This is a genomic window from Allobosea sp. (assembly GCF_036675845.1).
Taxonomy (GTDB): Bacteria; Pseudomonadota; Alphaproteobacteria; order Rhizobiales; family Beijerinckiaceae; genus Allobosea.
Genome location: NZ_JAKFED010000064.1, coordinates 12,695 through 34,419 on the forward strand (window position 1 = coordinate 12,695; position 21,725 = coordinate 34,419).

The window sequence follows — 21,725 nt, forward strand, 5'->3', positions numbered from 1 at the left end:
ACCATGAAGCCGCTGACCGCCGGCGTGACCCGCGCCAATGAGGGCCTCGACGCGATTACCTGGAACATCCTGGGCCAGACCTATGTGCCCAAGATGCTGACCGAGAGCAGCTTCTCCTGGCACGCCACCTTCCCGCCCGGCACCTTCGTGCCGCCGCACATCCATCCGACCCAGGAAGAGTTCATCTACATGCTGGAGGGCCGGCTCGACCTCGTGCTCGACGGCCAGGAATCGCACGCGCTGCCGGGCGACCTGATCCGGCTGCCGCGCAATGTCCCGCACGGGCTGTTCAACAAGAGCGACGCGCCGGTGAAGTGCCTGTTCTGGGTCGCGCCGACGGGCCGGCTCTACGATCTGTTCTGGGCGATCCATTCGATGAAGGAACAGAACCCCGCCGAGGTCGTCGCCCTGGCGGCGCGCTACGAGATCGACTTCCTGCCGCCGCCGCCCGACGCGGGCTGAGGCAAGCGCGCTCCTGGCCCCAGCCCCGGCATTAGGGTTAACCGGGGCTTATGCGTGTCAGGAGCCGCTCGCGGGCGCATGGTTGGACCGCAACCAGCAAGAAGGCTAGGTCGATGCCCGCCGCCGGAACGACAGAGCGCCGCCTGCAAGCCCGCAACCGCACCTTCATCGGCGCGCAGATCATCTTCAACCAGCGCCAGTCGACGCTGGACTGCACCGTCAGAAACCTCTCGGAGCAGGGGGCGCTGCTCGTGCTCTCCGATGCCGTCGCCACGCCCGAACTGTTCGAGCTCTACTTTCCGCTGAAGCGCGAGAGCCGCATGGTCCGGGCGCGCTGGCACGACGGCGCGCGCCAGGGCGTCGAGTTCACCGGCGCGGGCAGGCCGGACAAGGATCCCGTCCCGCTCGATCTCGTGCGCCGGCTGAAGCGTCTCGAGCAGGAGAACACGGCCCTGAAGGCGCGGATCGCCCAGCTCACCGAAGGCTGAACGCCCCCCGCCTCGCGGCGCCCATTATCGCCGCGCCAGCTGTTCCTTGGCGAAGCCGGCCTTGCCGGCATAGGTCTTCACGATCATCTCGCGCCTGGCATAGGAGAGCACGCGCTCGACATCGTCGAAGCCGTTCGGCGCCAGTTCCTCGACGGCGTCGATGACGCGTTCCGGCCCGCCCGCCCGGTTCATCGCCACGATCTCGGCCGTCGCCGGCAGGCGCTGGGCCTCATAGGCGGACAGCGCCTGGCGCGGGTGCTCGGCCCTGACCAGCAGGTCGGCCAGGCAGCGCGCATCGAGGATCGCCTGCGAGGCGCCGTTCGAGCCGACCGGGTACATCGGATGGGCGGCATCGCCGAGCAGGGTCACCCGCCCATGCGTCCAGCGCGGCAGCGGATCGCGGTCGCACATCGGATAGTCCCAGAAGCCCGGCGTCGCCTGGATCAAGGCGAGGACGTCGACGTCCGGCACCGTGAAGCGGCGGGCGAAGGGCAGCACGTCCTCGAGCCGGCCGGGCTTCGACCAGGCTTCCTTCGGGGGCGGCCTGGCGGGATCGCCGGTGCGGATATTGACCACCCAGTTGGTCAGCCGCGTGCCCGGCGTCGCGCCCGGCGCGATCGGGTAGAGCACCAGCTTGCCGGCCATGCCGCCGGCGATGATCATGCTCTCGCCGTCGAGGAACACCGGCCAGTCGCAGGCGCCGCGCCACATCTGCACGCCGTTCCAGTGCGGCGGGCCCTGATCCGGGAAGTAGTGGGCGCGCACGGTCGAGTGGATGCCGTCGGCCGCGATCATCAGATCGGCACGCGCGGTCTCGCCGGCCTCGCCGCGGCGCGAATCGGCGAAATGCGCCGTGACCCCGCCCTCATCCTGGGCGAAGCCCTGCAGGCGCCGGCCGCAGCGCAGGGCATCGGGCCCGAGCCGCGCCACCACGGCATCGCGGATCACCCCCTGGAGCCGGCCGCGATGGATCGAGAACTGCGGCACCGGCGAGCCGGCATGCACCCCGCGCGGCTCGCGCCAGACCGTCTGCCCGAAGCGGTTCATGTAGATCAGCTCGCGGGTGCGGATCGCGACCTTGTCGAGCGCCGGCAGCAGGTCGAGCTTGGCGAGCTCGCGAATGGCGTGCGGCAGCGTGTTGATGCCGACGCCGACCTCGCGGATATCGCCCGACTGCTCATAGACCGTCGCCGCGATGCCGCGCGCGTGCAGCATGAGCGCCAGCGTGAGACCGCCAATGCCGCCGCCAACGATGATGACCTTCATGCGCGCTCCGCCCCACCCCTGACTATTTCAAGCCCTGATTATTTCAAGCTTGAAATATCAAGCCGAAGCTTGTCAATCGGTCCTCGGCCGGTGCAGCCGGAGCCCCCTGAACTGCCCAAGTGCTTTTTTTGGCGGAACGAAGCCATATTCTGTGCGTATCTAGGCCCAATGCTGTCGTTTTTGGATGGCAGCCATGCGACACGGCGAGTTCGCGCGCGATAGCGCTCCGATTCGCCGCGATGCTCCGGCCTCTCAAGAGCGGCGCCGGTGTGAAGTCACTTTCATCATCGTTTTTCCAGGAGGGTTGTATGACCAAGAACGAACTGATCGCCGCCATCGCCGACGAGACCGGCAAGACCAAGGCCGATGTCTCCGCCATTCTCGGCTCGCTCGCCGGTGTCGTCGCCAAGACCCTGAAGTCGGGTGGCGACGTCACGCTCGGCGGCGTCGGCAAGCTGGCGGCGGCCAAGCGCGAAGCCCGGGAAGCCCGCAACCCGTCCACCGGCGCGATGATCAAGGTTCCCGCCAAGACCGTCGTGAAGTTCAAGGTCACCAAGGACCTCGCCGACGCCGTCGCCTGAGTGGTCTGGCGAGCAGCGGCAGCACCGGTTGCTGCCGCTGCTGCTTGACCGGCGCGCGCCGCTGCCCACAGTAGCGCGATGTTCCTGCGCCTTTTCACCGACCTGCGCGCCGCCAAGGTGCCCGTGACCCTGCGGGAGTACCTTGCCTTGCTCGAGGGCGTCGAAGCCGACCTCGCCGAGCACCGCGTCGACGAGTTCTACCATCTCGCCCGCACCTGCCTGGTCAAGGACGAGCGCCATCTCGACCGCTTCGACCAGGTCTTTGCCCAGGTGTTCAAGGGCATGGAGACGCTCGGCCAGGCCTTCGAGCAGGCCGGCATCCCCGAGGAATGGCTGCGCAAGCTCGCCGAGAAATTCCTGACCGAGGACGAGAAGCGCCAGATCGAGGCGCTCGGCTGGGACAAGCTGCTCGAGACGCTCAAAGCACGCCTCGCCGAGCAGAAGGGGCGCCATCAGGGCGGCTCGAAATGGATCGGCACCGCCGGCACCTCGCCCTATGGCGCCTATGGCTACAATCCCGAAGGCATCCGCATCGGCCAGGACGGCAACCGCAACTTCCGGGCGGTGAAGGTCTGGGACAAGCGCGAGTTCAAGGATTTTGACGACAGCCGCGAGCTCGGCGTCCGCAACCTGCGCATCGCGCTGCGCCGCCTGCGCAAATTCGCCCGCACCGGCGCGGCCGAGGAACTCGACCTCGACCAGACGATCTCCGAGACCGCCCGGCATGGCTATCTCGACGTCAAGCTGCGGCCGGAGCGACGCAACGCGGTCAAGGTGCTGCTCTTCCTCGATGTCGGCGGCTCGATGGACTGGCATATCGAGCTGGCCGAGGAGCTGTTCTCGGCGGCGCGGGCCGAGTTCAAGCATTTCGAGCATTTCTACTTCCACAACTGCCCTTATGAACGGGTCTGGCGCGAGAACCGGCGCCGGCACGACCAGGTCATCCCGACCTTCGACATCCTGCGCACCTATCCGCCCGACTACCGGCTGGTCTTCGTCGGCGACGCCTCGATGAGCCCCTATGAGATCGCGATGCCAGGCGGCTCGGTCGAGCACTGGAACGAGGAGCCGGGCGAGGTCTGGATGCGGCGGCTGACCGAGCGCTTCCAAAAATCGGTCTGGCTCAACCCGGTGCAACAGCATCTGTGGAGCTACACCCAGTCGATCCGCCAGATCGGCGGGCTGATGGGCGGGCGGATGTTCCCGCTGACGCTGGACGGGCTCGACGGCGCGATGAAGGCGCTGACACGGTAGCGCTGGCGGTGGCAAGCGGTTAAGGCTCGCCACCATGCAAGCCGAAGACATGCAAGCCGAAGACGATACGCCCCTGCCCTCCTGGCGCCAGCGCCCGAAGCCGATCGGCTTCGAGATCGCCTATCGTCTGGACGGCGATGAACTGGAGATCGACACCACCCGCAAGATCGACCGGGTCAGGCTCGCGGCCGTCGAGCAGGTGCGCTTCGTCTACGCGCCGAGCAACGTGACCTCGAAGAGCTACCGGGTGCAGCTGCGGCTCAGCGACGGCAAGAGCGTCACCTTCGGCAACCTGTCCTGGCGCTCGCTGACCGATGTCGACCGCGACGATCCGCGCTACCACGCCTTCGTCACGGCTCTGTCGGCCGCGATCCGGCGGGCCAGTCCGCGCGCCCGCTTCGTCGCCGGCAAGCCGTTCGCGCTCTGGCTGGCGCTGGCGCTGGTCGGCGGGCTCTCGCTCGTCATGCTCGCCTGGTTCAGCCTGCGCGCCTTCCAGCACGGATCGAGCGCCGCCGGCTGGCTCGGCCTGCTGCTGGGCGCCGCCTCGTTCTGGCAGGTCTGGCCGATGATCCGGCTCAACCGTCCGCGCGAACTCGCCACCGGCGAGGTGCCGGACGAACTGGTGCCGGGCAGCGATCGCAAGTGAAGAAGCGGCGGCGCCCCGAAAGGCGCCCCGCAGCCACGTCTGCGACGCGATCGGTTCAGGCGCCGGCCGTGCCGAGCCGCCCGTCCGGCGTATAGCGGTCGACCGCCTCGGGAACCTGTCGCGACAGGCGGGAGAGCAGCTCGTCCTTCGAAAGGCCGGTCTGCCGGACCAGGGCATCGATGACATCGGGACCGATGGCGCTTTCGAATTCCTGCGGTGCGACTTCCTGATTTGGTCCCTGCCGGACCCAGGAATCGGCCTTCTCCGCATGGCCTGCCTGCTTGAAGCGGTCGATCAGCTCTCCGAGCCCGCCATTCAACAGGCCGCCGATCCCGCCGGCGCCAGCCAAGCCGCCGAGGATGCCTCCCGCCTGGGATGGCATGTCGGAAGCCGGCGGCGAGGCGCTATCGGGCTGCTTGGCGCTGTTCAGCCACTCGGCGATCTTGTCCCGGTTCTGGTAGCCGGCGAGGGCCAGCAATCCGAGCAGGGCGGTCATCGACGGCAGGCGATTCTCGCTCATGGGGCGTCTCCTGGCGGGTGCGAAGTGATTGGCGGTTGCGAAGTGATCGGGACGTACGGGTCGGTCCGATCAGACGGCGCTTCGACGCTTCGAAAGAAAAGCCCAGACCGCCAGAACGATGATCGCGCCGATGATGGCGCCGATGATGCCGGCGCCTTCGCCTGGCGCGTACCAGCCGAGCGCCTGCCCCAGATACGAGGCGACGAACGCTCCGACGATGCCGAGGATCGTCGTCAGCACGAAGCCCGACGGCTCATTCGGCCCGGGCATCACGAATTTGGCGACGACGCCCGCGACGAAGCCGATGATGATGGTCCAAAGGATGCCCACGATGTCCTCCCGAATTGCGGCCCAAAGCTTCAACGGCCGCAACGCCGAGAGGTTCCCGATCCTTGAAAAATCTCCCGCCGGGAGACCGCATGCGAGTTCAGCGCCTCGAACAGGATGCGTTTTCCCGGAACCACGCGGTCATTCCGGGGCGGCCCGCAGGGTCGAGCCCGGAATGACCGCCCGGTTCCGCGCCGATGGAGCAGCGCCAGAGCCGGATCCGATCAGATTAAACCAATCTGATCGGTAAAGCGGTCTCTAGCGGACCACCAGCACCGAGCACTTCGCCCGCCGGACGATGGTCGAGGCGTTGGAGCCGATGACATAGGCGAGCATGCCGGGCTCGTGCGAGCCGATCACGATCAGGTCGGCGCCGCTGGCATCGGCTTCCGCCAGCACCTCGCCATGCACCGAGCCGACCAGCACCTTGGCCGAGACGCGGTCGGCCGGCAGCTTCACCGCGGCCGCGATCTCGGCGAGCTTCGCCTCCGCCTCGTTCTGCTGGCCGGCGTCGAAATCGGCCGGGACGAATTCCATGTAGGTGATCGGCACCAGCGAGCGGACATAGACCAGCCGGATCGTGCCGTCCGAAGCCGTGGCGAAGGACTCCGCCGCCGTGATGGCCGGGGCGGCAAGATCGGCCTCGGCGAGGTCGACCGGAACCAGAATCGACTTGTACATCGCATCCTCCTCACTTCGCCGGACCAGGGACGTTCTCGCACCGGGCGCCCGCCGGGTCATTGCGCTCGATCAATCGGGCCTACGCATGGTCGTCATGATGCCGCGGAATTTGACGCCGATCGGCATGAGTTTAACAGTCCGGCGGAAGCCGCCTTGTCGCGGCATCGGTCGCCCCGCCGCGACTTTCTCCTTCCCGGGTGTGCCGATGTCCGAAGCCTACCCTCCTCGCCGGCTGACCGGGCTGCTCGCCTCGCCGACCAGCTTCCTGATGGCGCTCGCCTTCGTCAACTGGTTCGGCTACGCGAGCTGGACCGCGCTGCTGAACAACTTCGCCAAGGAGGCCGCAGGCTTCACCGGGCAGGACATCGGCATCCTGCAGTCGGTGCGCGAGATTCCGGGCTTCCTGGCCTTCACCGCCATCATCCTGTTCTGGATCATGCGCGAGCAGATGCTGGCCTATCTCAGCCTGCTGACGCTGGGCCTCGGCGTCGCCCTCACCGGCTTCTTTCCGAGCCTCGGCGGCTTGCTGCTGACGACGATGATCATGTCGCTCGGCTTCCACTATTACGAGACCGCGCAGCAATCCCTGCAATTGCAGCTGCTGCCGAAATCGGAGGCACCGCGCCTGCTCGGCCGGATCGCCGGCGCCTCGGCCGTCGCCCAGCTACTGGCGTTCGGCTCGATCGCGCTGATCTGGCGGACCTTGCAGCCGAGCTACGCCACCGTCTTCCTCTGGGCCGGCGTCGCCACCATGGCGCTGACCGTCGTCGCCATGGCGCTGTTCCCACGCTTCCAGGGCGAGGTGCCGCAGAACAAGGGCTTCGTGCTGCGCAAGCGCTACTGGCTGTATTATGCGCTGACCTTCATGTCCGGCGCCCGCCGGCAGATCTTCATGGCCTTCGGCGGCTTCCTGCTGGTCGAGCGCTTCGGCTACGACGTCGCGGCGACGGCGACGCTGCTGCTGGCGACCTATGGCGTCAACACCTTCGCCGGGCCGCTGCTCGGCAGCCTGGTCGGCCGCATCGGCGAGCGCGCCACGATCCAGCTCGAGAACGTCTCGCTGATCGCCGTCTTCGTCGGCTACGCGCTGGCGAGCCATGGCCATTTCGGCGATTGGGGGGCGCTGGTGGCGGGCGCCCTGTTCGTCGTCGACGGCGTCTTCTTCACGCTGATCCTGGCCCAGCGCACCTATTTCCAGAAGATCGCCGACCCGGCCGACATCGCACCGACCTCGGCCGTCGCCTTCACCATCAACCACATCGCGGCGGTGTTCCTGCCGATCACCTTCGGGCTGATCTGGATCCGCGACCCGGCGCTCGTCTTCTATATCGGCGCAGGCGTGGCGACGGTCTCGCTCACCCTGTCGCTGCTGGTGCCGCGCCATCCCATGGCAGGGCACGAGACGACGCTCGCGCCGGCGGCAGCGGCCCCGGCGGAATAAAGAGCCGGCAGCCGCTCGGCCCTCTGCCGCTCAGCCCTGGCGGGCCGGCGTGCGCACGGTCAGGCCGTCGAGATCGTCGCGGACCCTGATCTGGCAGGACAGGCGCGAATTCGGGCGCACGTCGAAGGCGAAGTCGAGCATGTCCTCCTCCATCGGCTCGGCCTGCCCGGTCGCCGCGAGCCAGGCATCGTCGACATAGACATGGCAGGTGGCGCAGGCGCAGGCGCCGCCGCACTCGGCCTCGATGCCCGGCACGCCGTTGCGGACGGCGACCTCCATCACGGTCGAGCCGGTCTCCGCCTCGACCTCGCGGCTCGCCCCCTGGGCGTCGATGAAAACGATCTTCGGCATGGTGAACTCCGGCGCGCCGTCCTGGCGGCTCTTCTGCTTCGATGTCCGGCGGAGCCCGCCCGCCTGTCGAGCGGTGGCGCGCCGTTCGCCCGCAAGGAGGATCGGCGCCGAGAGGCCCGGACCAGCCCGTCTCCGGGACATGGCGCGAGAACCGGGGCCGGCCTTTCGCGGGAACCGCGTTCCCGCTCGCTGCTGACGATCGGGCCATTGGCATCCGGACGGTTTGGCCCGGACGCGATGTGATCTAGAGGATTTCGAAAGCGCGCGAAACGGCGATTTCAGGCGGCGCAGTCGAACCGCGCAATGGCGGCCCGCGCCTCGGCCGCCGCCAGCGCCAGCGCGTCCATCGTCGCCTCCTGCGGATGCGCGCCCGGCGCGGCGAGCTGCTGTTCGATCAGGTCGGCCGCCTCGGCCACCTGCCAGGCCCCGATCGCCTGCGCCGCGCCCTTCAGGGTGTGGGCCGCGTCGCGCCTGGCACCATCGTCGGCGCTGCCATGGATGGTGCGCAGATGGCGGGCGCATTGCTGGGAGAACAGGACGAGCAGCTCGCGCTCCAGCGCGAGATCGCCGCCGGTCTGGCGGGCGAGATGCTCGAGATCGATGGCTGTCTGGGTCATCAGGGAACTCAGTTTCAAGCTCGGTGGCAGCATTGCGACGCAGCCTCACAACCTTCTAGGAAGCGCGAACATGGTGAATGAGGCGTTAACGACGTTTGTGAATCGGAGGGGGAAAAGGATTTCAATCACTGCTTGCCTCAACTACCCTTCGAGACGGTAAACGATGGGCGTCGTGTCGCTTGGCGGCTTTCCGGCTTGAGGCAGCCGGTTCCAGTCATGCGGCGCGGGACGACGCCTCATCGCCAGTGGCGTAGCGAGGCGGCATTCATGACCCGGCAGAACAAGCTCCAGGATCCGACCGAGGCCGCCATGTCGGCGATAGAGGAAGCGCTGAGGCTCGATCAGCCCAAGAGCGACGATCCCGCGGCCGACGCGGAGCTGAAGCTGCCTTCCGCCGCCGACAGCGATCTCAAGTTCGAGCTGCCGCATGTCGAGGCGGCCCCGCCGAAGCCGGAAGCGGCCGAGCCCGCGCCGCCGCCGCGCCCGGCCATCGCCCCCGACACCAGCCGCGTCGCCAATGACGACCGCCGCGATTCCAGCTCGCTGGTCCAGGCCTTCTCCGTCCGCCCCTCCGGCAGGCCCTACTGGCTGGCGGCGCTCGCCGCCCTCGTCTGGCTCGGCGGTGTCGGCTTCACCCTGGTCAGCCGCTATGGCTCCTTCGCCGAGGGCCTTCCCCCCGGCATCGCCGCCTTCGGCCCCGGGCAATGGGCGCTGCTGGTGCTCGGCGCGGGCACGCCGGTGGTGTTCTTCTTCGTCCTGGCGGCGCTCTATCGCCGCACCCAGGAAATGCGCCTGGTGTCGCGGGCGATGACCGAGGTCGCGCTGCGCCTGGCCGAGCCCGAGGTCGTGGCCACCGATTCCGTGCTCTCGCTGAGCCAGACCATCCGCCGCGAGGTCGCCGCGATGGGCGACGGCATCGAGCGCGCCGTGGCGCGGGCCGGCGAGCTCGAGACCATCGTGCGCGGCGAGATCGCGACGCTGGAGCGCGCCTATGCCGACAATGAGATCCGGCTGCGCTCGCTGATCGACGAACTGGTGACGCAGCGCGAATCCGTGGTCGGCAATGCCGAGCGGGTCAAGTTCGCCATCAGCGGCGCCCATGAGAACATCAGCAAGGATCTCGAGAACGCCAGCCGCTCGATCACGGAGGCGGTGGCGCAGGCGGGCGAACGCGTCACCGTGACGCTCAGCGACAAGGGCGACCAGATCACCCTGGCGCTCGGACGCGCCGGCGAGCGCATGGTCGACGAGATCAGCGGCCGCGGCAACGAGATGGTCGAGCGCCTGCAGCTCACCTCGAGCGAGGTCGGCGAACGGCTCGCCGGCGCCAGCCACAGCGTCACCGGCCTGATCGACAGCCGGGTCCAGGAGATCGCGAGCTCGCTCGAGCGCACCGGCTCGGTGCTGACCGAGGGCCTCAGCGCCGGCGCCCGCGACGTCACCCGCGCGATCAGCGAAACCGGCGCGCAGGTCGCCGAGACGCTGGCGAGCCGGGCCGAGACCGTCAACGAGACGCTGCGCGTCACCGGCGAAACGCTGGCGCAGGAGATTTCCCAGCGCGGCACGACCGTCGCCGAGCGCTTCGAGCAGAGCGGGCGCACCCTGGTCGGACTGATCGACCAGCAGAGCGACAACCTGACCCAGCGCCTCGCCGAAACCGGCGAGACGCTGCGCACCACCATCTCGGACGAGGGCGAGAGCGTCACCACCCGCCTCGCCGAGGTCGGCCGCGGCGTGCACATGCTGCTCAGCAAGCAGAACGAACTGGTCGCCACGCGCATCCAGGAGGCCGGCGACACCGTCCACAGCCTGCTCGGCCGGCAGGGCGAGACGCTGGTCGAGCGGCTGACCGAGACGGTGCAGACCGTCGACGGGCTGCTGCGCGAGCAGAGCGATTCGATCATCGTGCGCTTCGACGAGGCCGGAAAAGGCCTCAACACGCTGATCGGCGAGCGCGGCGAGGAACTGACCGCGCGGATCTCCGCCGTCGGCGCGACCGTGCACAGCCTGTTCTCCGAGGAGGCCGGCAGCCTGGTCACCCGCCTTTCGGATATCGGCCACGACGTCCGCGGCGCCATCGGCACGCAGGGCGACACGCTGATCGAGCGCCTGTCGGAAGTCGGCAAGGGCATGCAGGAGGCTCTCGGCGAGCGCGGCGACGGTCTCGTCGCACGGCTGGCCAATGTCACCCGCGAGGTCGAGGACGCCATCGGCGCACGCGGCGACGGGCTGGTCACCCGCCTGGCCGAGGTCACCCGCGAGGTCGAGGCCGCGATCGACGAGCGCGGCGGCGGCCTGGTCAGCCGCCTCGCCAACGTCACCCGCGAGGTCGAGGACACCATCGGCGCCCGCGGCGACGGACTGGTCGCGCGTCTCGCCGACGTCACCCGCGAGGTCGAGAATTCCATCGGAGCCCGCGGCGACGGGCTGGTCGCACGCCTCGCCGACGTCACCCGCGAGGTCGAGGCGGCGATCGACGAGCGCGGCGGCGGACTGGTGACGCGGCTCTCGGATGTCGGCCGCGAAGTCCAGGCCTCGCTCGGCGAGCGTGGCGAAAGCCTTGTGGCGCGTCTGTCCGAAGTCGGCGCCGACGTCCAGGCCGCCATCGGCGAGCAGCGCGAGAACCTGATCCTGCAGCTCGCCGAGGCGGGCTCGGGCGTGCGCAGCCTGCTGATCGCGGAAAGCGAGGCCCTGAGCGGGCGCGTGGTCGCCACCGGGCAGGACATGCAGGAACTGCTCACCGGGCAGAGCCAGGCGCTGGTCACGCGCGTCGCCGATGTCGGCCGCTCCGTGCACGGCCTGCTCGCCGAGCGCAGCGGCGCGCTGATCAGCCAGCTCTCGGAGGCCGGCCAATCGCTGCACGAGCGCCTCGGCGAACAGGGCGAGGCGATCGCGGCCCGCATCAACGCGGCGAGCGACAGCGCCAGGGCGGTATTCGACGACCAGCAGGCCGGCTTCATCGCGCGCCTGGCGCAGACCGGTGACGAGGTCGCCGGCGCGCTCGGCTCCCAGCGCGAGAGCATCATCGCCGGCCTCACCGCGACCGGGCGCGAGGTCCACGGCCTGATCGGCTCGCAGCGCGAGGGCCTGATCGCCGACCTGACGAGCACCGGCCGCGAGGTCCATGGCCTGCTCGGCGAGCAGAGCGAGAAGCTGGCCGAGCGCCTCGGCGAGGCTGCCCGCACGCTGGCCGAGACGATCAATGTCGACGGCCGCCACGTCGCCGACCGCGTCAGCGAGGCGACGGTGGCGCTGCGCGAGACCTTCACCATCCAGGCCGACCAGGCGAGCAGCCTGCTCGCCGCGACCGGCAAGGACGTGGTGATCGCGCTGACCCAGCAGGGCGGGCGCGTCAACGAGGCGCTGGCCGCCAATGCCGAGTCGCTGATGCGCTCGGTCGAGGCGCGCTCGCAGGCGCTGAACGAATTGCTGGCCGGGCGCCATGACGCGCTGAACCGGCTCTTCGACGTCCAGGGCCGCGAGATCGAGGCCTCGCTCGGCGCCCGCCTCGGCGCCTTCGAGGAGATCGTCGTCACCCGTGGCGGCACACTGGCCTCGAAGCTCGCCAACGATGCCCGCTCCTTCACCGACTCGGTGACGCTGCGCCTGGGCCAGGTCGAGAAACTGCTCGGCGAGGAAGGCCAGGCGCTGGCCGAGCGCATTGGCGAGCGCTCGCAGCATGCGGCCGAGATCATGAGCTCGCGGACGCAGGAAGCGGCCGCGGCGATGGAGAACCAGATCCGCATCTTCGAGGAGCGCTCCAGCGCCAAGAGCGCCGAGATCGCCGGCTCGCTCGACGGGCTGATCGCACGCATCGACGGCAATCTCGGCTCGCGCGCCACGGCGCTCAACGAGGCGCTGGTCGAGCGCACCGTCGACATCGCCCGCGTCATGGCCGAGGGCGGGCGCGAGGTCACCCGCGCCCTTGCGGCCAAGGCCGACGAGATCGGCGAGGTCGTCACCTCGAAGAGCGAGGCGCTGACCCGCACCCTCGCCGACAAGGCCGACAACATCAACGCGACGCTGGGCGGGCGCGCCCTCCAGATCGCCGACACGCTCGACCAGAGCGTCGCGCGCTTCGAGGAGCGCGTCGTCGATCGGCTCGACACCGTCTCCGGCACGCTGGATTCGCGCGGCACCGAGATTGCCGAGCGGCTGCAGGGCACCTCCGACGCGATCTCGGTCACCCTCGGCGCCCGCGCCGACGAACTGCGCGCCCTGTTCGACGACAAGGGCAGCGGCATGATCAACGCGCTCGGCCAGCACGGCTCGCAGATCGCGCTCACCCTGCAGACCAAGTCGGACGAGATCGCCGCCGCGCTCGGCGCCAGCAACGAGCAGTTGCGCGCCCTGTTCGATGAGACGGGCGGCGGCGTCATCAGCGCGCTGGGCCAGCGCGGCTCGATGATCGCCCACACCCTGCAGTCGAAGTCGGACGAGATCACCGCCGCGCTCGGCGTCAGCACCGAGGAGCTGCGTGCCCTGTTCGACGAGAAGGGCGGCGGCGTGATCAGCACGCTCGACCGGCGCGGCGCCCAGATCGCGCAGACGCTCGAGATGAAGTCCGGCGAACTCGCAACGACGCTCGGCTCCCGCACCGAGGAACTGCGCGCCCTGTTCGAGCAGGCCGGCGGCGGCATGATCGAAGCGCTCAGCCAGAAGGGCGAGGCGATCGCCGGCGAGGTCGCAAATGTCGGCGAAGCGGTGGTGCGTACCCTCGCAAGCCGCGGCACCTCGATCATCGAGGGGCTGCGCGAGCGTGGTGCCGACATCACCGGCGCGCTCGAAACCGCGTCGAGCCAGCTGCGCGACACGCTCGAGAGCGGCACCAGCCATTCGGTCGAGGCCCTGCTCAAGACCAACGACCAGCTGCGCAACGAGCTCGGCGGCATGCTCGGCCGCCTCGGCGAGGCGAACAAGCTGATGCAGCAGATCGTCACCGGAGCGAACAAGAACCTGGTCGCGATCGAGGGTAGCCTGTCTGGCCGCGTCGAGGAGTTGCAGACCGTGCTCTCGACGGTGGTCGAGGAAACCGGCCGCGCCTCCCTGCAGGTCGCGAGCCAGATCGAGACGCTGAAGGGCTTCTCGGAAGGCACCTTGCGCGACACCGTCGCCCTGATCGCCAAGATCGACGAGCAGGGCTCGGCGATGACCGAGACCACGCAGACCAACGCCGCGGCACTGAACTCGGTCGCGGCGCGGCTCGAGCAGGTCGAGGCGCGCGTCGGCAATGCCCTTGCCGACCGCAAGGAGGCGCTCGAGCACCTGCACGGGCTGATCGCCACCCGCACCGACGACATCGAGCAGATCACCCGCTCCTTCTCGTCGACGCTCGACGATTCGCTCAGTGCCGCCGAGACGCGCACCCGCCAGATCGGCGGCGTCCTCAGCGAATCCGCCGAGACGACCACCAACGCGATCGCAGCGCAGTTCGACACGATCCGCGCTGCCAGCGGCCGCGAGCGCGAGCGCATCACGCAGACGCTGCGCTCCTCCTATGAGCAGGTGGTCAGCGAGGTCGGCGCCGAGATCGCCAAGGTAACGGAGCGCTTCCAGAGCGCGGCCGAGGACATGCGCACCATGTCGGCCGAGATCCAGCAGGAGCTGGAGGCGACCCGTTCCGAGCTCAAGCGCGGCGTGCTCGACCTGCCGCGCGAGACGCAGGAATCGACCGCCGCCATGCGCCGCGTCGTCGCCGACCAGATCAAGGCGCTGAACGAGCTGACCGAGATCGTGACCCGCTCCGGCCGCAGCAGCGATGTCGGCCGGCCGCCAGCCGATGGCGGCAGCCGCCGCTCCGGTGGCTTCCAGCAGGCGGGCGCGCCCACACCGGCCCCGGTCGCCGTGCAAGGCGCCCGCATGCCGGCGCTGATGGAGCCGCTGCGCGCCTCGATCGACCCGACGCCCGAGCCGGCGCGGCCGGAACCGGCGGCCGAACCGGTGCGCCAGGAGGTGCCACGGGCGGAAGCGGCACGCCGGCAGCCGGAGCCCGCCCCCGCCAAGTCCGGCTGGCTCTCCGATCTGCTCAACCGGGCCTCGCGCGAAGACCGTGCGTCGGAGGCGCCCAAGCCGACCGCCCACAGCATCGAGAAGCTCGACTCGCTCTCGGTCGACATCGCCCGGATGATCGACCATGACGCTGCCGTCGAGCTCTGGGACCGCTACAAGCGTGGCGAGCGCAACGTCTTCACGCGCCGGCTCTACACCCTGCAGGGCCAGCAGACCTTCGACGAGATCCGGCGCAAATATCGCCGGGACGCCGAGTTCAAGGAGACGGTCGACCGCTATATCGAGGAGTTCGAGCGCCTGCTCGGCGAGGCGGCCAAGGACGACCGCGACTCGATGGTGGCCAAGACCTACCTGACCTCGGAGACCGGCAAGGTCTACACCATGCTGGCCCATGCCAGCGGGCGCTTCGAGTAGGCGCCCTCGCCTGTCAGTAAGGAAAAGGCCGCCCCCTTCGGGCGGCCTTTTCATTGGAGTCTGGTTTTCAGGTGATGGCGTGACCGCGGAAGAATGCCGGCGCTGACGCGAAGGCCCCGGCGCTTCAGTCGCCGCGCCGCCAGCGATAGCGGATGTCCGGCTCCCGTTCCTCGTTGCGGCTGCCATCGGTCTCTTCGACCGCGATGAAGCCATGCTTCTCATAGAAGCGCCGAGCCGGCGCGTTGCGCTGGAAGGTCCAGAGCGACAGCTCCGATTCGCCGGCCTTGGCGATGGCCAGGAGCGAAGCGCCGATGCCGTACCCTTGCCGCTCCGGCAGGACATAGATCTGGTCGATCCACCCCGGCCGAAAGGCGACGAAGCCGAGCAGAACTGCACCGTCGGTCGCGCCCCACACCGCGCATTCCGCGAAAACCCGGTTGTGGAGGAACCAGCGATCCTCCTCCGGCGTGTGAAGGCTCGCGAGCCATGGCAGCCGATCGTCGAAGGAGGCGCGCAGGACGCGTGCAGCCTCGTCGGCGAATTCGGGGGCCAGCCGAAGCGTCCGGATGGCGTCGCCCGGCATCCCGGTCTCGCTCATGAGCCTGTGCAGGCGGACGCGGCCGCCCGCGTACCGAGGCGATGTGCGCCCCCTGCCGCGCTCACCCCCGCCCGGCCCAGCGCACGATCTCGATCAGCACCTGCGACAGCGCCCGGTCGAGCGCATGGGCGGCCGTCCCGCCGTCGGCGGCGCTGGCCGGTACGCGCGCCGAGAAGAGTTTTGCGCGCTGGATCTTGCCCGAGCGGTCGCCGACCAGCTTGGCGGTGATCTCAACCACGGCCTGGCCGCTGGCGGCGTCGATGTTGAAGCTCCGGATATCGGTGTTGAGCTGGACGTCGGGGACCATGCGCTCGCCCGGCCGGCTGACGGCGGCGATCCGGCTGCCGTTCTCGAAAGTCTGGATCAGGCGGGTCTGGACCAGCCGCGGCACCCGGTCCGCCCATTGGACGCTGCCGACGAAGGACAGCGCCCCGGCCGCATCCTTGACGATGAGCCGGTCGGAATCGAGCGCCTGAACCGTGGTCGGCTCGGCGACGACGAGGGCCGCCTGCGAACCGCCGACCCGGCCGAAACCGCGCGGCGCCGAGAGGTCGTAGGTCGTCGGGACCGGCCCGGCGCCGCAGGCCGCCAGCAGCAAGGCGACCGTGACTGCGCTGGAAACGGCGCGCGCGCGAGCGGGGAGCGTCGAAAGCGGGCTGGGCATCAGCATCGAACTAGCGCGAACCACCGTATTGGGGAAGCGGCGGGCGGCCGCCGAAGATGAACTGCTGGGGATTACGCTCGAAGCTGCGCAAAGTTCGATTCACGTCGGCCAAAGTGCGCTTGCCGTCCGAGGCCAGCGATTCGAGATCGCGCAGTCCGGGGCCGGTGAAGCGGCTGATTCCGGTGGTGATCTCGGCGGTACGCTTGTCGAGATTCTCAGCCAGGACGCGAATCGACTTCGCGGCATTGCCGACCTCGGCGAGAGCGCCCTGCCCGTCCTCCGCGTTCAGGAAGGACTGCGCCGCCTTGAGCACGCCCTCGACCTGATCGGCGGCCTTGTTGAGCTTCTCGGTGATCGAGGCCACGTCGCTGACCACCTTCGAAACGTCGTTGCTCGAGCCGCCGAGCGCCGCGGTGAACTTGTCGATATTGCCGATGATGCTGGAGATCTTCTGCTCGTCGACGGAGCGGACGACCAGGGTCAGTTCCTCGCTGAGCACGCCAAGCTTCTGCGTCAGCGGCGAGATCGTCTCGGCGATCTGCCCGAAGCTCGCCATCAGCTTGTCGATGCCGTCCGCATTGTTGCCGAGCGCGGCCGAGAATTTCTCGACATTGCGGACGGTCGCGGTGATCGAGCCGGAGTTCTCCTTGATCAGCCCGTCCAGGCTGCCGAGCACCTCGTCCGCCTTCTTGGCGACGTTGCGCACCGATTCGATGATGTCCTGGAATTCCGAGCGCTCGGCGAAGATCGTCGGCACGGTCTCGCCCGGCTGGGGTTCGAGGATCGCCGCATTCGGCTCGCCGCCGATCAATTGCAGGGCGACCACGCCGGCCAGGCCCTGCGCCTCGATGCGGGCACGGGTGTCGACCCGCAGCGGCGTCGTGTTCTCGACCTCGATCACGCCGTAGATGCGGCGCGGATCATCGGGCTGAAGGCCGATCTGCTTGACCTCGCCGACGCGCAGGCCGTTGAACAGCACGCTGGAGCCGCGCGCCAGCCCGGTGACCGTGCCGGTGAAGATCACCCGGACATCCTGCTTGCGGCCGGAGCCGCCGCTGCCGAACCAGTAGACGAAGCCGAACATCGCCGCGATCACCGCGAGCGTGAACAGGCCGACCAGAGCATAGTTGGCACGAGACTCCATGATGCTCCGTCAGGTCCTCACATTGTCCTTCGGCAGCCGGGCGCGCGCCCGTTCGCCACCGAAATAGGCTTTCAGCCAGGGATGGTCGGAGGCCAGCATGGTGGCGAGCGGACCGACCGCGATGACACGCTTGTCCGCCAGGGCGGCTATTCTGTCGCACGCAACATAGAGACTGTCCAAATCATGGGTTACCATGAACACGGTCAGTCCCAAAGTCTGCTTCAGGGTCATGATCAACTCGTCGAACTCGGCGGCGCCGATCGGGTCGAGCCCGGATGTCGGCTCGTCGAGGAAGACGACTTCCGGGTCGAGCGCCAAGGCGCGGGCGAGCGCCGCGCGCTTGACCATGCCGCCGGAGAGCTCCGAGGGCGCCTTGTCGGCGGCATCGGGGCTCAAGCCGACCATCTCGATCTTGAGCATGGCCAGATCTTCCAGCAGCCGCGGCGAAAGCTTGAGATATTCGCGCATCGGCAGCTGGATGTTCTGCTTGACGCTCAGCGCCGAGAACAGCGCTCCGTGCTGGAACATCACGCCAAAGCGCCGTTCCAGCGCCCGCCGGCCGCGCGGATCGAGCCGGTCGACATCTTCGCCGAAGACCTCGATCGTCCCGCGCTGCTTGCGTACCAGGCCGAGGATCGTGCGCGTCAGCACCGACTTGCCCTGTCCCGAGCCGCCGACGAAACCGAGGATCTCGCCGCGCATCACGTCGAGGTCGAGCCCCTCCATGATCACCTTGTCGCCAAACGCGACCTTGAGGTTGCGCACGCGAATCACGGCCTCGCCCGCGTCGGCGGGCGTCCTGGAAGCGGTTTCCGGCGTCGCCAGATCGTCCTGCATCGCGGCCGCCTGCCCTTTCAGAACCGGATCGAGGCGAAGAACATGGCGAACAGCCCGTCGACGACGATGACCATGAAGATCGACTTCACCACCGAGGCGGTGACCTGATGGCCAAGCGATTCGGCCGAGCCCTTGACCGCCAGTCCCTCGATCGAGGCGATGAGCCCGATCACGAACGCCATGAACGGGGCCTTGATGAGGCCGACCGCGAAATGCTGCCAGGTGATCACCGATTTCAGCCTGGCCAGGAAAGTGTCCAGGCCGATGCCGCCATAAAGCCAGGCGACCAGGCCCGCCCCCGTCAGCCCCGACATGGCCGAGATGAAGGTCAGGATCGGCAGCGAGATCACCAAGGCCAGGATGCGCGGCACCACCAGCACCTCGATCGGCTCCAGCCCCATGACCCGGAGCGCGTCGATCTCCTCGCGCATCTTCATCGAGCCGATCTCGGCGGTGAAGGCCGAGCCCGAGCGGCCGGCGACCATGATCGAGGTCAGGAGCACGGCGAGCTCGCGCAGGATCAGGATGCCGGTCAGGTTGACCACGAACGCCGTCGCGCCGAACTGCTGGAGCTGGAAGATGCCCTGCTGGGCAACGATGCAGCCGACCAGGAACGAGATGAGTATGATGATCGGCGCGCCGCTGAAGGCGATCAGCTCGATCTGGTTGATCAGAGACGGCCCGCGGAACCTGCGCGGCCCGAACAGAACGCCGCCGCAGGCGATCATCACCTCGCCGAGGAAGACGGCGCCGCCGACCAGGTCGCGCCCAAAACTGGTGACGGCACTGCCGATGTTGACGAGCACGGTGACAAGGCCGATCGGCCGCGCCGGAGGCTCGTATTCGGCGGCGCGCAGATCGACCTCGCGCAGCAGCACGGCATGCTCGGGACGGCGGCTCGCCAGCTCGACGGCGGCGCCGGCCGCCTCCCCGCTCTCCTTGAGGCGGGCGAGAAGATAGGCGCCGAGCGTGTCGAGGCGCTCGATGGCGGAGAGATCGAGCCGCGCCTGCCGGACGGCGCCGACGCGCTCGCCCATCTCGGCGATCAGTTCTTCGAGACGCGGCGCGCGATCGGCGCTCCAGCTGCCCGCCAGGGTGACCGCCAGCACGCCGCCATCATCGCGATAGATCGCCTGCGGTTCAGCGTCGTCGACGACAGCCATGAGGGTCTACCCGCCCCTTGCGATCAGATTCGCTACCCCCGGCCTGTATCGCCGCGCAACCTTGCAATGGCAAGCGCGGCAAGGCCGGCGCCGAGCAGCGCGACCGGGACCATGGCCAGGAAGACACCGGAGCCCAGCAGCCGGTAGAGATAGCCGGCGAGCACGGTCAGGGTGCCCATGGCCAGCGCACCCACGGCGACCAGCCGGCCCTGCGCCGCCGCGCGGCGCGTGTCCGGCGCCAGGGCCGAGACCGCCGCGAGCGCGCCGAGATGGGCGCAGGCGAAGGTCACGCCATGCAGGAGCTGGAGCGCGATCGTCACGCCGAAGCCGGGGTCGAGCGCCATCAGCCCGAAACGCAACGCGGCCGCCATCGCAGCAATGATGGTCCAGCGCAGGCCACCGGCGCCGCGGGCGGCGATGCCTCCGGCGAACAGGAAGACGCCGATCTCGGCGACGACGGCAATGGCCCAGAGAAAGCCGATGCTCTCGTCGCTGAAGCCGAGGCTGCGCCAATGCAGCGAGCCGAAGGCATAAAGCGCGGCATGGGTGGCGTTGACGCAGGCGGCAGCGGCCACCGCCAGCCAGAAGGCAGGCGGGAAGCCGCGCGACGACCCGGCCTGGTCCACCGGCGGGAGCGCTGCGGCCGGAGGCGGCGGCGCCTGCAGGGCAGAGAGCGCCGCCAGCAGGCTGCAGCCCGCCAGCACCAGCGGAATCGGCCAGGCGCCATGGCGCGCCACCAGATAGCCGCCGGCGAGATTGCCCAGCACGAAGGTGATCGAGCCCCAGAGCCGGACGCGGCCGTAGTCGCGCAGCCTGCCGGCCCGGACCTGCGTCGTGGTCAGGATGTCGGCGAGCGGCACGACGCCCGAGAGCGCGACGGCCGCCAGCGTGGTCACGAGCGCGATCGGAACGAGCGTATCCAGCCTGGAAAGCCCGAAATAGGCTGTTGCCGCGCAGGCATTCAGCAGCGCCAGCAGCAGCACCGGCGGGATATGCCTGTCGGCGAGGCCGGTGATCCAGGACGCCGCCAGCACGCGCACCAGGATCGGGACGGCGAGGACATAGCCGATATCGACATCGCTCAGCCCCTTCGAGCCGAGCCAGATCGGAAAGAACGGCAGGTAGAAGCCGATGCCGACGAAGTTCAGCCCGTGCATCAGCGACAGGCGCGCAGCCAGCCGACGCCTTGGACCCGACCCGGGATGGGGGGAGGAGGACATGCCCTTGGCAGCGATTTCTTAAAGAATCACCAGCAGATTGCCGTGCGGGCATCTTCGATCGGCGAGACGCGATTCGACCAGCCCGTGGAGAGCAGTCCTGCCATGAGCGACGCGCGTTCGCCGACCCCGCTGAGCGAGATGGACTATGAGACCATCGCCGCGGCAGTGATGGAGACCGGGCGCGGCCGCTGGTTCCTCGCCGAATACGCCAAACGCAATCGCCAGGCCGATACCGAGATGGTGCTGTCCGCCATCGCCCGGCTCGAACGGCTCTTCGGCGCGCCGGCGCCTGCGCCGGCCTTCGAAGCCAGCCTCGACTTCCCGGAAGCGGCGCGGGCGATCGCCGAGCTGCGCGGGGACCTCGATCGCGCCGGCGTCGGCAGCGCTTCGCCGTCGCGGCTGTCGGGGCAGGTGCACGAGGCCGCATCGAACATCCTCGGCGCCGCCGAAGGTATTCAGGAAGCGGCCTGGACGCTGCGCGAGAGCGGCGCCGCGGCCGATATCTGCGACAGCCTCGATCGCCGGGCCACCGAGATCTACAGCGCCACCGCCGCCGTCGAGGCCGCCGCCGACCAGATCGAGAAGATGGCCGATACCGTCGCCATGCTCGATTCGAGCCTGCGCGCCGTGGTCGACGGGGCGAGCTTCTCGCTCGAGGCTCCTCCCGCTCCGGCGAAAGCCGAGGCCTACGAGCCGCGGCCGCAGACGCTCATGCGGCCGTCGCTGACCGATCCCGGCGACATCGACATCGTCGAGATCGACACGCAGAAGCGGGCGCCCCTGACGCAGGATGGCGGGCAGCCGGCCAAGGCATCCGGCCTTCGCCGCTTCAGCGGCGGCCCTATCGTCGACGAGGACATCGTCTTCACCGATATCGGCGCACCGGCAGAGGAAATCCCCGCAGCGCCGCCGAGCAGCTCGGCCCGCCTCGAGATCAGCTATTCGGAAGCCGACCTGCGCGCAATCGATACGCTGCCGATCGAGGACCGGCTGAAGTTCTTCGCCTGAGCAGCCCGCGCTTTTCCGTCGACTCAGCTCTCGC

Annotated in this window: 20 protein-coding genes; 8 read left to right on the top strand and 12 right to left on the bottom strand. The window is 68.9% G+C overall.

Features of this window, described 5'->3' with window-relative positions; all coding sequences use genetic code 11:
• Window positions 1-3: 3 nt before the first annotated feature.
• Window positions 4-462: a cupin domain-containing protein gene (locus V6M56_RS07825; RefSeq protein WP_332682630.1), complete on the top strand. Its 459-nt coding sequence runs from the start codon at window positions 4-6 to the stop codon at window positions 460-462.
• 113 nt (window positions 463-575) lie between these two features.
• Window positions 576-950 (top strand): PilZ domain-containing protein, encoded by a 375-nt coding sequence (locus V6M56_RS07830; RefSeq protein WP_332682631.1) that lies wholly within the window; start codon window positions 576-578, stop codon window positions 948-950.
• Window positions 951-974: 24 nt separating this feature from the next.
• Here V6M56_RS07830 and V6M56_RS07835 read toward each other — a convergent pair whose 3' ends face one another.
• On the bottom strand, window positions 975-2,216 hold the full coding sequence (locus tag V6M56_RS07835; protein WP_332682633.1) for a flavin-dependent oxidoreductase: 1,242 nt from the start codon (window positions 2,214-2,216) through the stop codon (window positions 975-977).
• A gap of 239 nt (window positions 2,217-2,455) precedes the next feature.
• On the opposite strand from V6M56_RS07835, the gene V6M56_RS07840 reads away from it, so the two are divergent.
• The 3 genes from V6M56_RS07840 to V6M56_RS07850 all read left to right on the top strand — a co-directional run bounded on the left by V6M56_RS07840 (window position 2,456) and on the right by V6M56_RS07850 (window position 4,697).
• Window positions 2,456-2,797: an HU family DNA-binding protein gene (locus V6M56_RS07840; protein ID WP_332682635.1), complete on the top strand. Its 342-nt coding sequence runs from the start codon at window positions 2,456-2,458 to the stop codon at window positions 2,795-2,797.
• 78 nt (window positions 2,798-2,875) lie between these two features.
• Complete coding sequence (locus V6M56_RS07845; RefSeq protein ID WP_332682636.1) at window positions 2,876-4,051, top strand: vWA domain-containing protein; 1,176 nt, start codon at window positions 2,876-2,878, stop codon at window positions 4,049-4,051.
• 34 nt (window positions 4,052-4,085) lie between these two features.
• Complete coding sequence (locus V6M56_RS07850; RefSeq protein WP_332682637.1) at window positions 4,086-4,697, top strand: hypothetical protein; 612 nt, start codon at window positions 4,086-4,088, stop codon at window positions 4,695-4,697.
• Window positions 4,698-4,752: 55 nt separating this feature from the next.
• Here V6M56_RS07850 and V6M56_RS07855 read toward each other — a convergent pair whose 3' ends face one another.
• The 3 genes from V6M56_RS07855 to V6M56_RS07865 all read right to left on the bottom strand — a co-directional run bounded on the left by V6M56_RS07855 (window position 4,753) and on the right by V6M56_RS07865 (window position 6,225).
• Window positions 4,753-5,217 carry a YidB family protein gene (locus V6M56_RS07855; RefSeq protein ID WP_332682638.1) on the bottom strand — a complete coding sequence of 155 codons (465 nt, stop codon included), beginning with the start codon at window positions 5,215-5,217 and terminating at the stop codon, window positions 4,753-4,755.
• A gap of 69 nt (window positions 5,218-5,286) precedes the next feature.
• The gene (locus tag V6M56_RS07860; protein ID WP_332682671.1) at window positions 5,287-5,547 is read right to left on the bottom strand and encodes a GlsB/YeaQ/YmgE family stress response membrane protein; all 261 of its coding nucleotides are present in this window, start codon (window positions 5,545-5,547) and stop codon (window positions 5,287-5,289) included.
• A 255-nt stretch (window positions 5,548-5,802) separates the two neighbouring features.
• Window positions 5,803-6,225, bottom strand: a complete 423-nt coding sequence (locus V6M56_RS07865; RefSeq protein WP_332682640.1) for a universal stress protein — start codon at window positions 6,223-6,225, stop codon at window positions 5,803-5,805.
• 205 nt (window positions 6,226-6,430) lie between these two features.
• Between V6M56_RS07865 and V6M56_RS07870 the strand changes: the two genes are divergently transcribed.
• On the top strand, window positions 6,431-7,666 hold the full coding sequence (locus V6M56_RS07870) for an MFS transporter (RefSeq protein ID WP_332682641.1): 1,236 nt from the start codon (window positions 6,431-6,433) through the stop codon (window positions 7,664-7,666).
• A 30-nt stretch (window positions 7,667-7,696) separates the two neighbouring features.
• On the opposite strand, the gene V6M56_RS07875 is transcribed toward V6M56_RS07870, so the two are convergent.
• Both V6M56_RS07875 and V6M56_RS07880 read right to left on the bottom strand, forming a co-directional pair.
• A complete protein-coding gene (locus tag V6M56_RS07875; protein WP_332682643.1) occupies window positions 7,697-8,017 on the bottom strand; it encodes a 2Fe-2S iron-sulfur cluster-binding protein in 321 nt (106 codons plus the stop codon).
• Window positions 8,018-8,295: 278 nt separating this feature from the next.
• On the bottom strand, window positions 8,296-8,634 hold the full coding sequence (locus V6M56_RS07880; protein ID WP_332682644.1) for an Hpt domain-containing protein: 339 nt from the start codon (window positions 8,632-8,634) through the stop codon (window positions 8,296-8,298).
• Between the two features lie 267 nt (window positions 8,635-8,901).
• Here V6M56_RS07880 and V6M56_RS07885 point away from each other — a divergent pair, with 267 nt between their 5' ends.
• Window positions 8,902-15,057 (top strand): apolipoprotein A-IV repeat region-like domain-containing protein, encoded by a 6,156-nt coding sequence (locus V6M56_RS07885; RefSeq protein ID WP_332682645.1) that lies wholly within the window; start codon window positions 8,902-8,904, stop codon window positions 15,055-15,057.
• Window positions 15,058-15,181: 124 nt separating this feature from the next.
• On the opposite strand, the gene V6M56_RS07890 is transcribed toward V6M56_RS07885, so the two are convergent.
• From V6M56_RS07890 to V6M56_RS07915, 6 genes are all read right to left on the bottom strand, one after another.
• Window positions 15,182-15,655, bottom strand: coding sequence for a GNAT family N-acetyltransferase (locus tag V6M56_RS07890; RefSeq protein ID WP_442881107.1), 474 nt, complete (start codon window positions 15,653-15,655; stop codon window positions 15,182-15,184).
• A gap of 61 nt (window positions 15,656-15,716) precedes the next feature.
• Window positions 15,717-16,325 (bottom strand): ABC-type transport auxiliary lipoprotein family protein, encoded by a 609-nt coding sequence (locus V6M56_RS07895; RefSeq protein WP_332682647.1) that lies wholly within the window; start codon window positions 16,323-16,325, stop codon window positions 15,717-15,719.
• Between the two features lie 4 nt (window positions 16,326-16,329).
• Window positions 16,330-17,463: an MlaD family protein gene (locus V6M56_RS07900; RefSeq protein ID WP_332682649.1), complete on the bottom strand. Its 1,134-nt coding sequence runs from the start codon at window positions 17,461-17,463 to the stop codon at window positions 16,330-16,332.
• Window positions 17,464-17,472: 9 nt separating this feature from the next.
• Complete coding sequence (locus tag V6M56_RS07905; RefSeq protein ID WP_332682650.1) at window positions 17,473-18,300, bottom strand: ABC transporter ATP-binding protein; 828 nt, start codon at window positions 18,298-18,300, stop codon at window positions 17,473-17,475.
• 17 nt (window positions 18,301-18,317) lie between these two features.
• Complete coding sequence (locus tag V6M56_RS07910) at window positions 18,318-19,463, bottom strand: MlaE family lipid ABC transporter permease subunit (RefSeq protein WP_332682652.1); 1,146 nt, start codon at window positions 19,461-19,463, stop codon at window positions 18,318-18,320.
• A 32-nt stretch (window positions 19,464-19,495) separates the two neighbouring features.
• Window positions 19,496-20,683 (bottom strand): MFS transporter, encoded by a 1,188-nt coding sequence (locus tag V6M56_RS07915; protein WP_332682654.1) that lies wholly within the window; start codon window positions 20,681-20,683, stop codon window positions 19,496-19,498.
• Between the two features lie 102 nt (window positions 20,684-20,785).
• Between V6M56_RS07915 and V6M56_RS07920 the strand changes: the two genes are divergently transcribed.
• Complete coding sequence (locus tag V6M56_RS07920; protein WP_332682655.1) at window positions 20,786-21,691, top strand: hypothetical protein; 906 nt, start codon at window positions 20,786-20,788, stop codon at window positions 21,689-21,691.
• Window positions 21,692-21,725 lie beyond the last annotated feature (34 nt).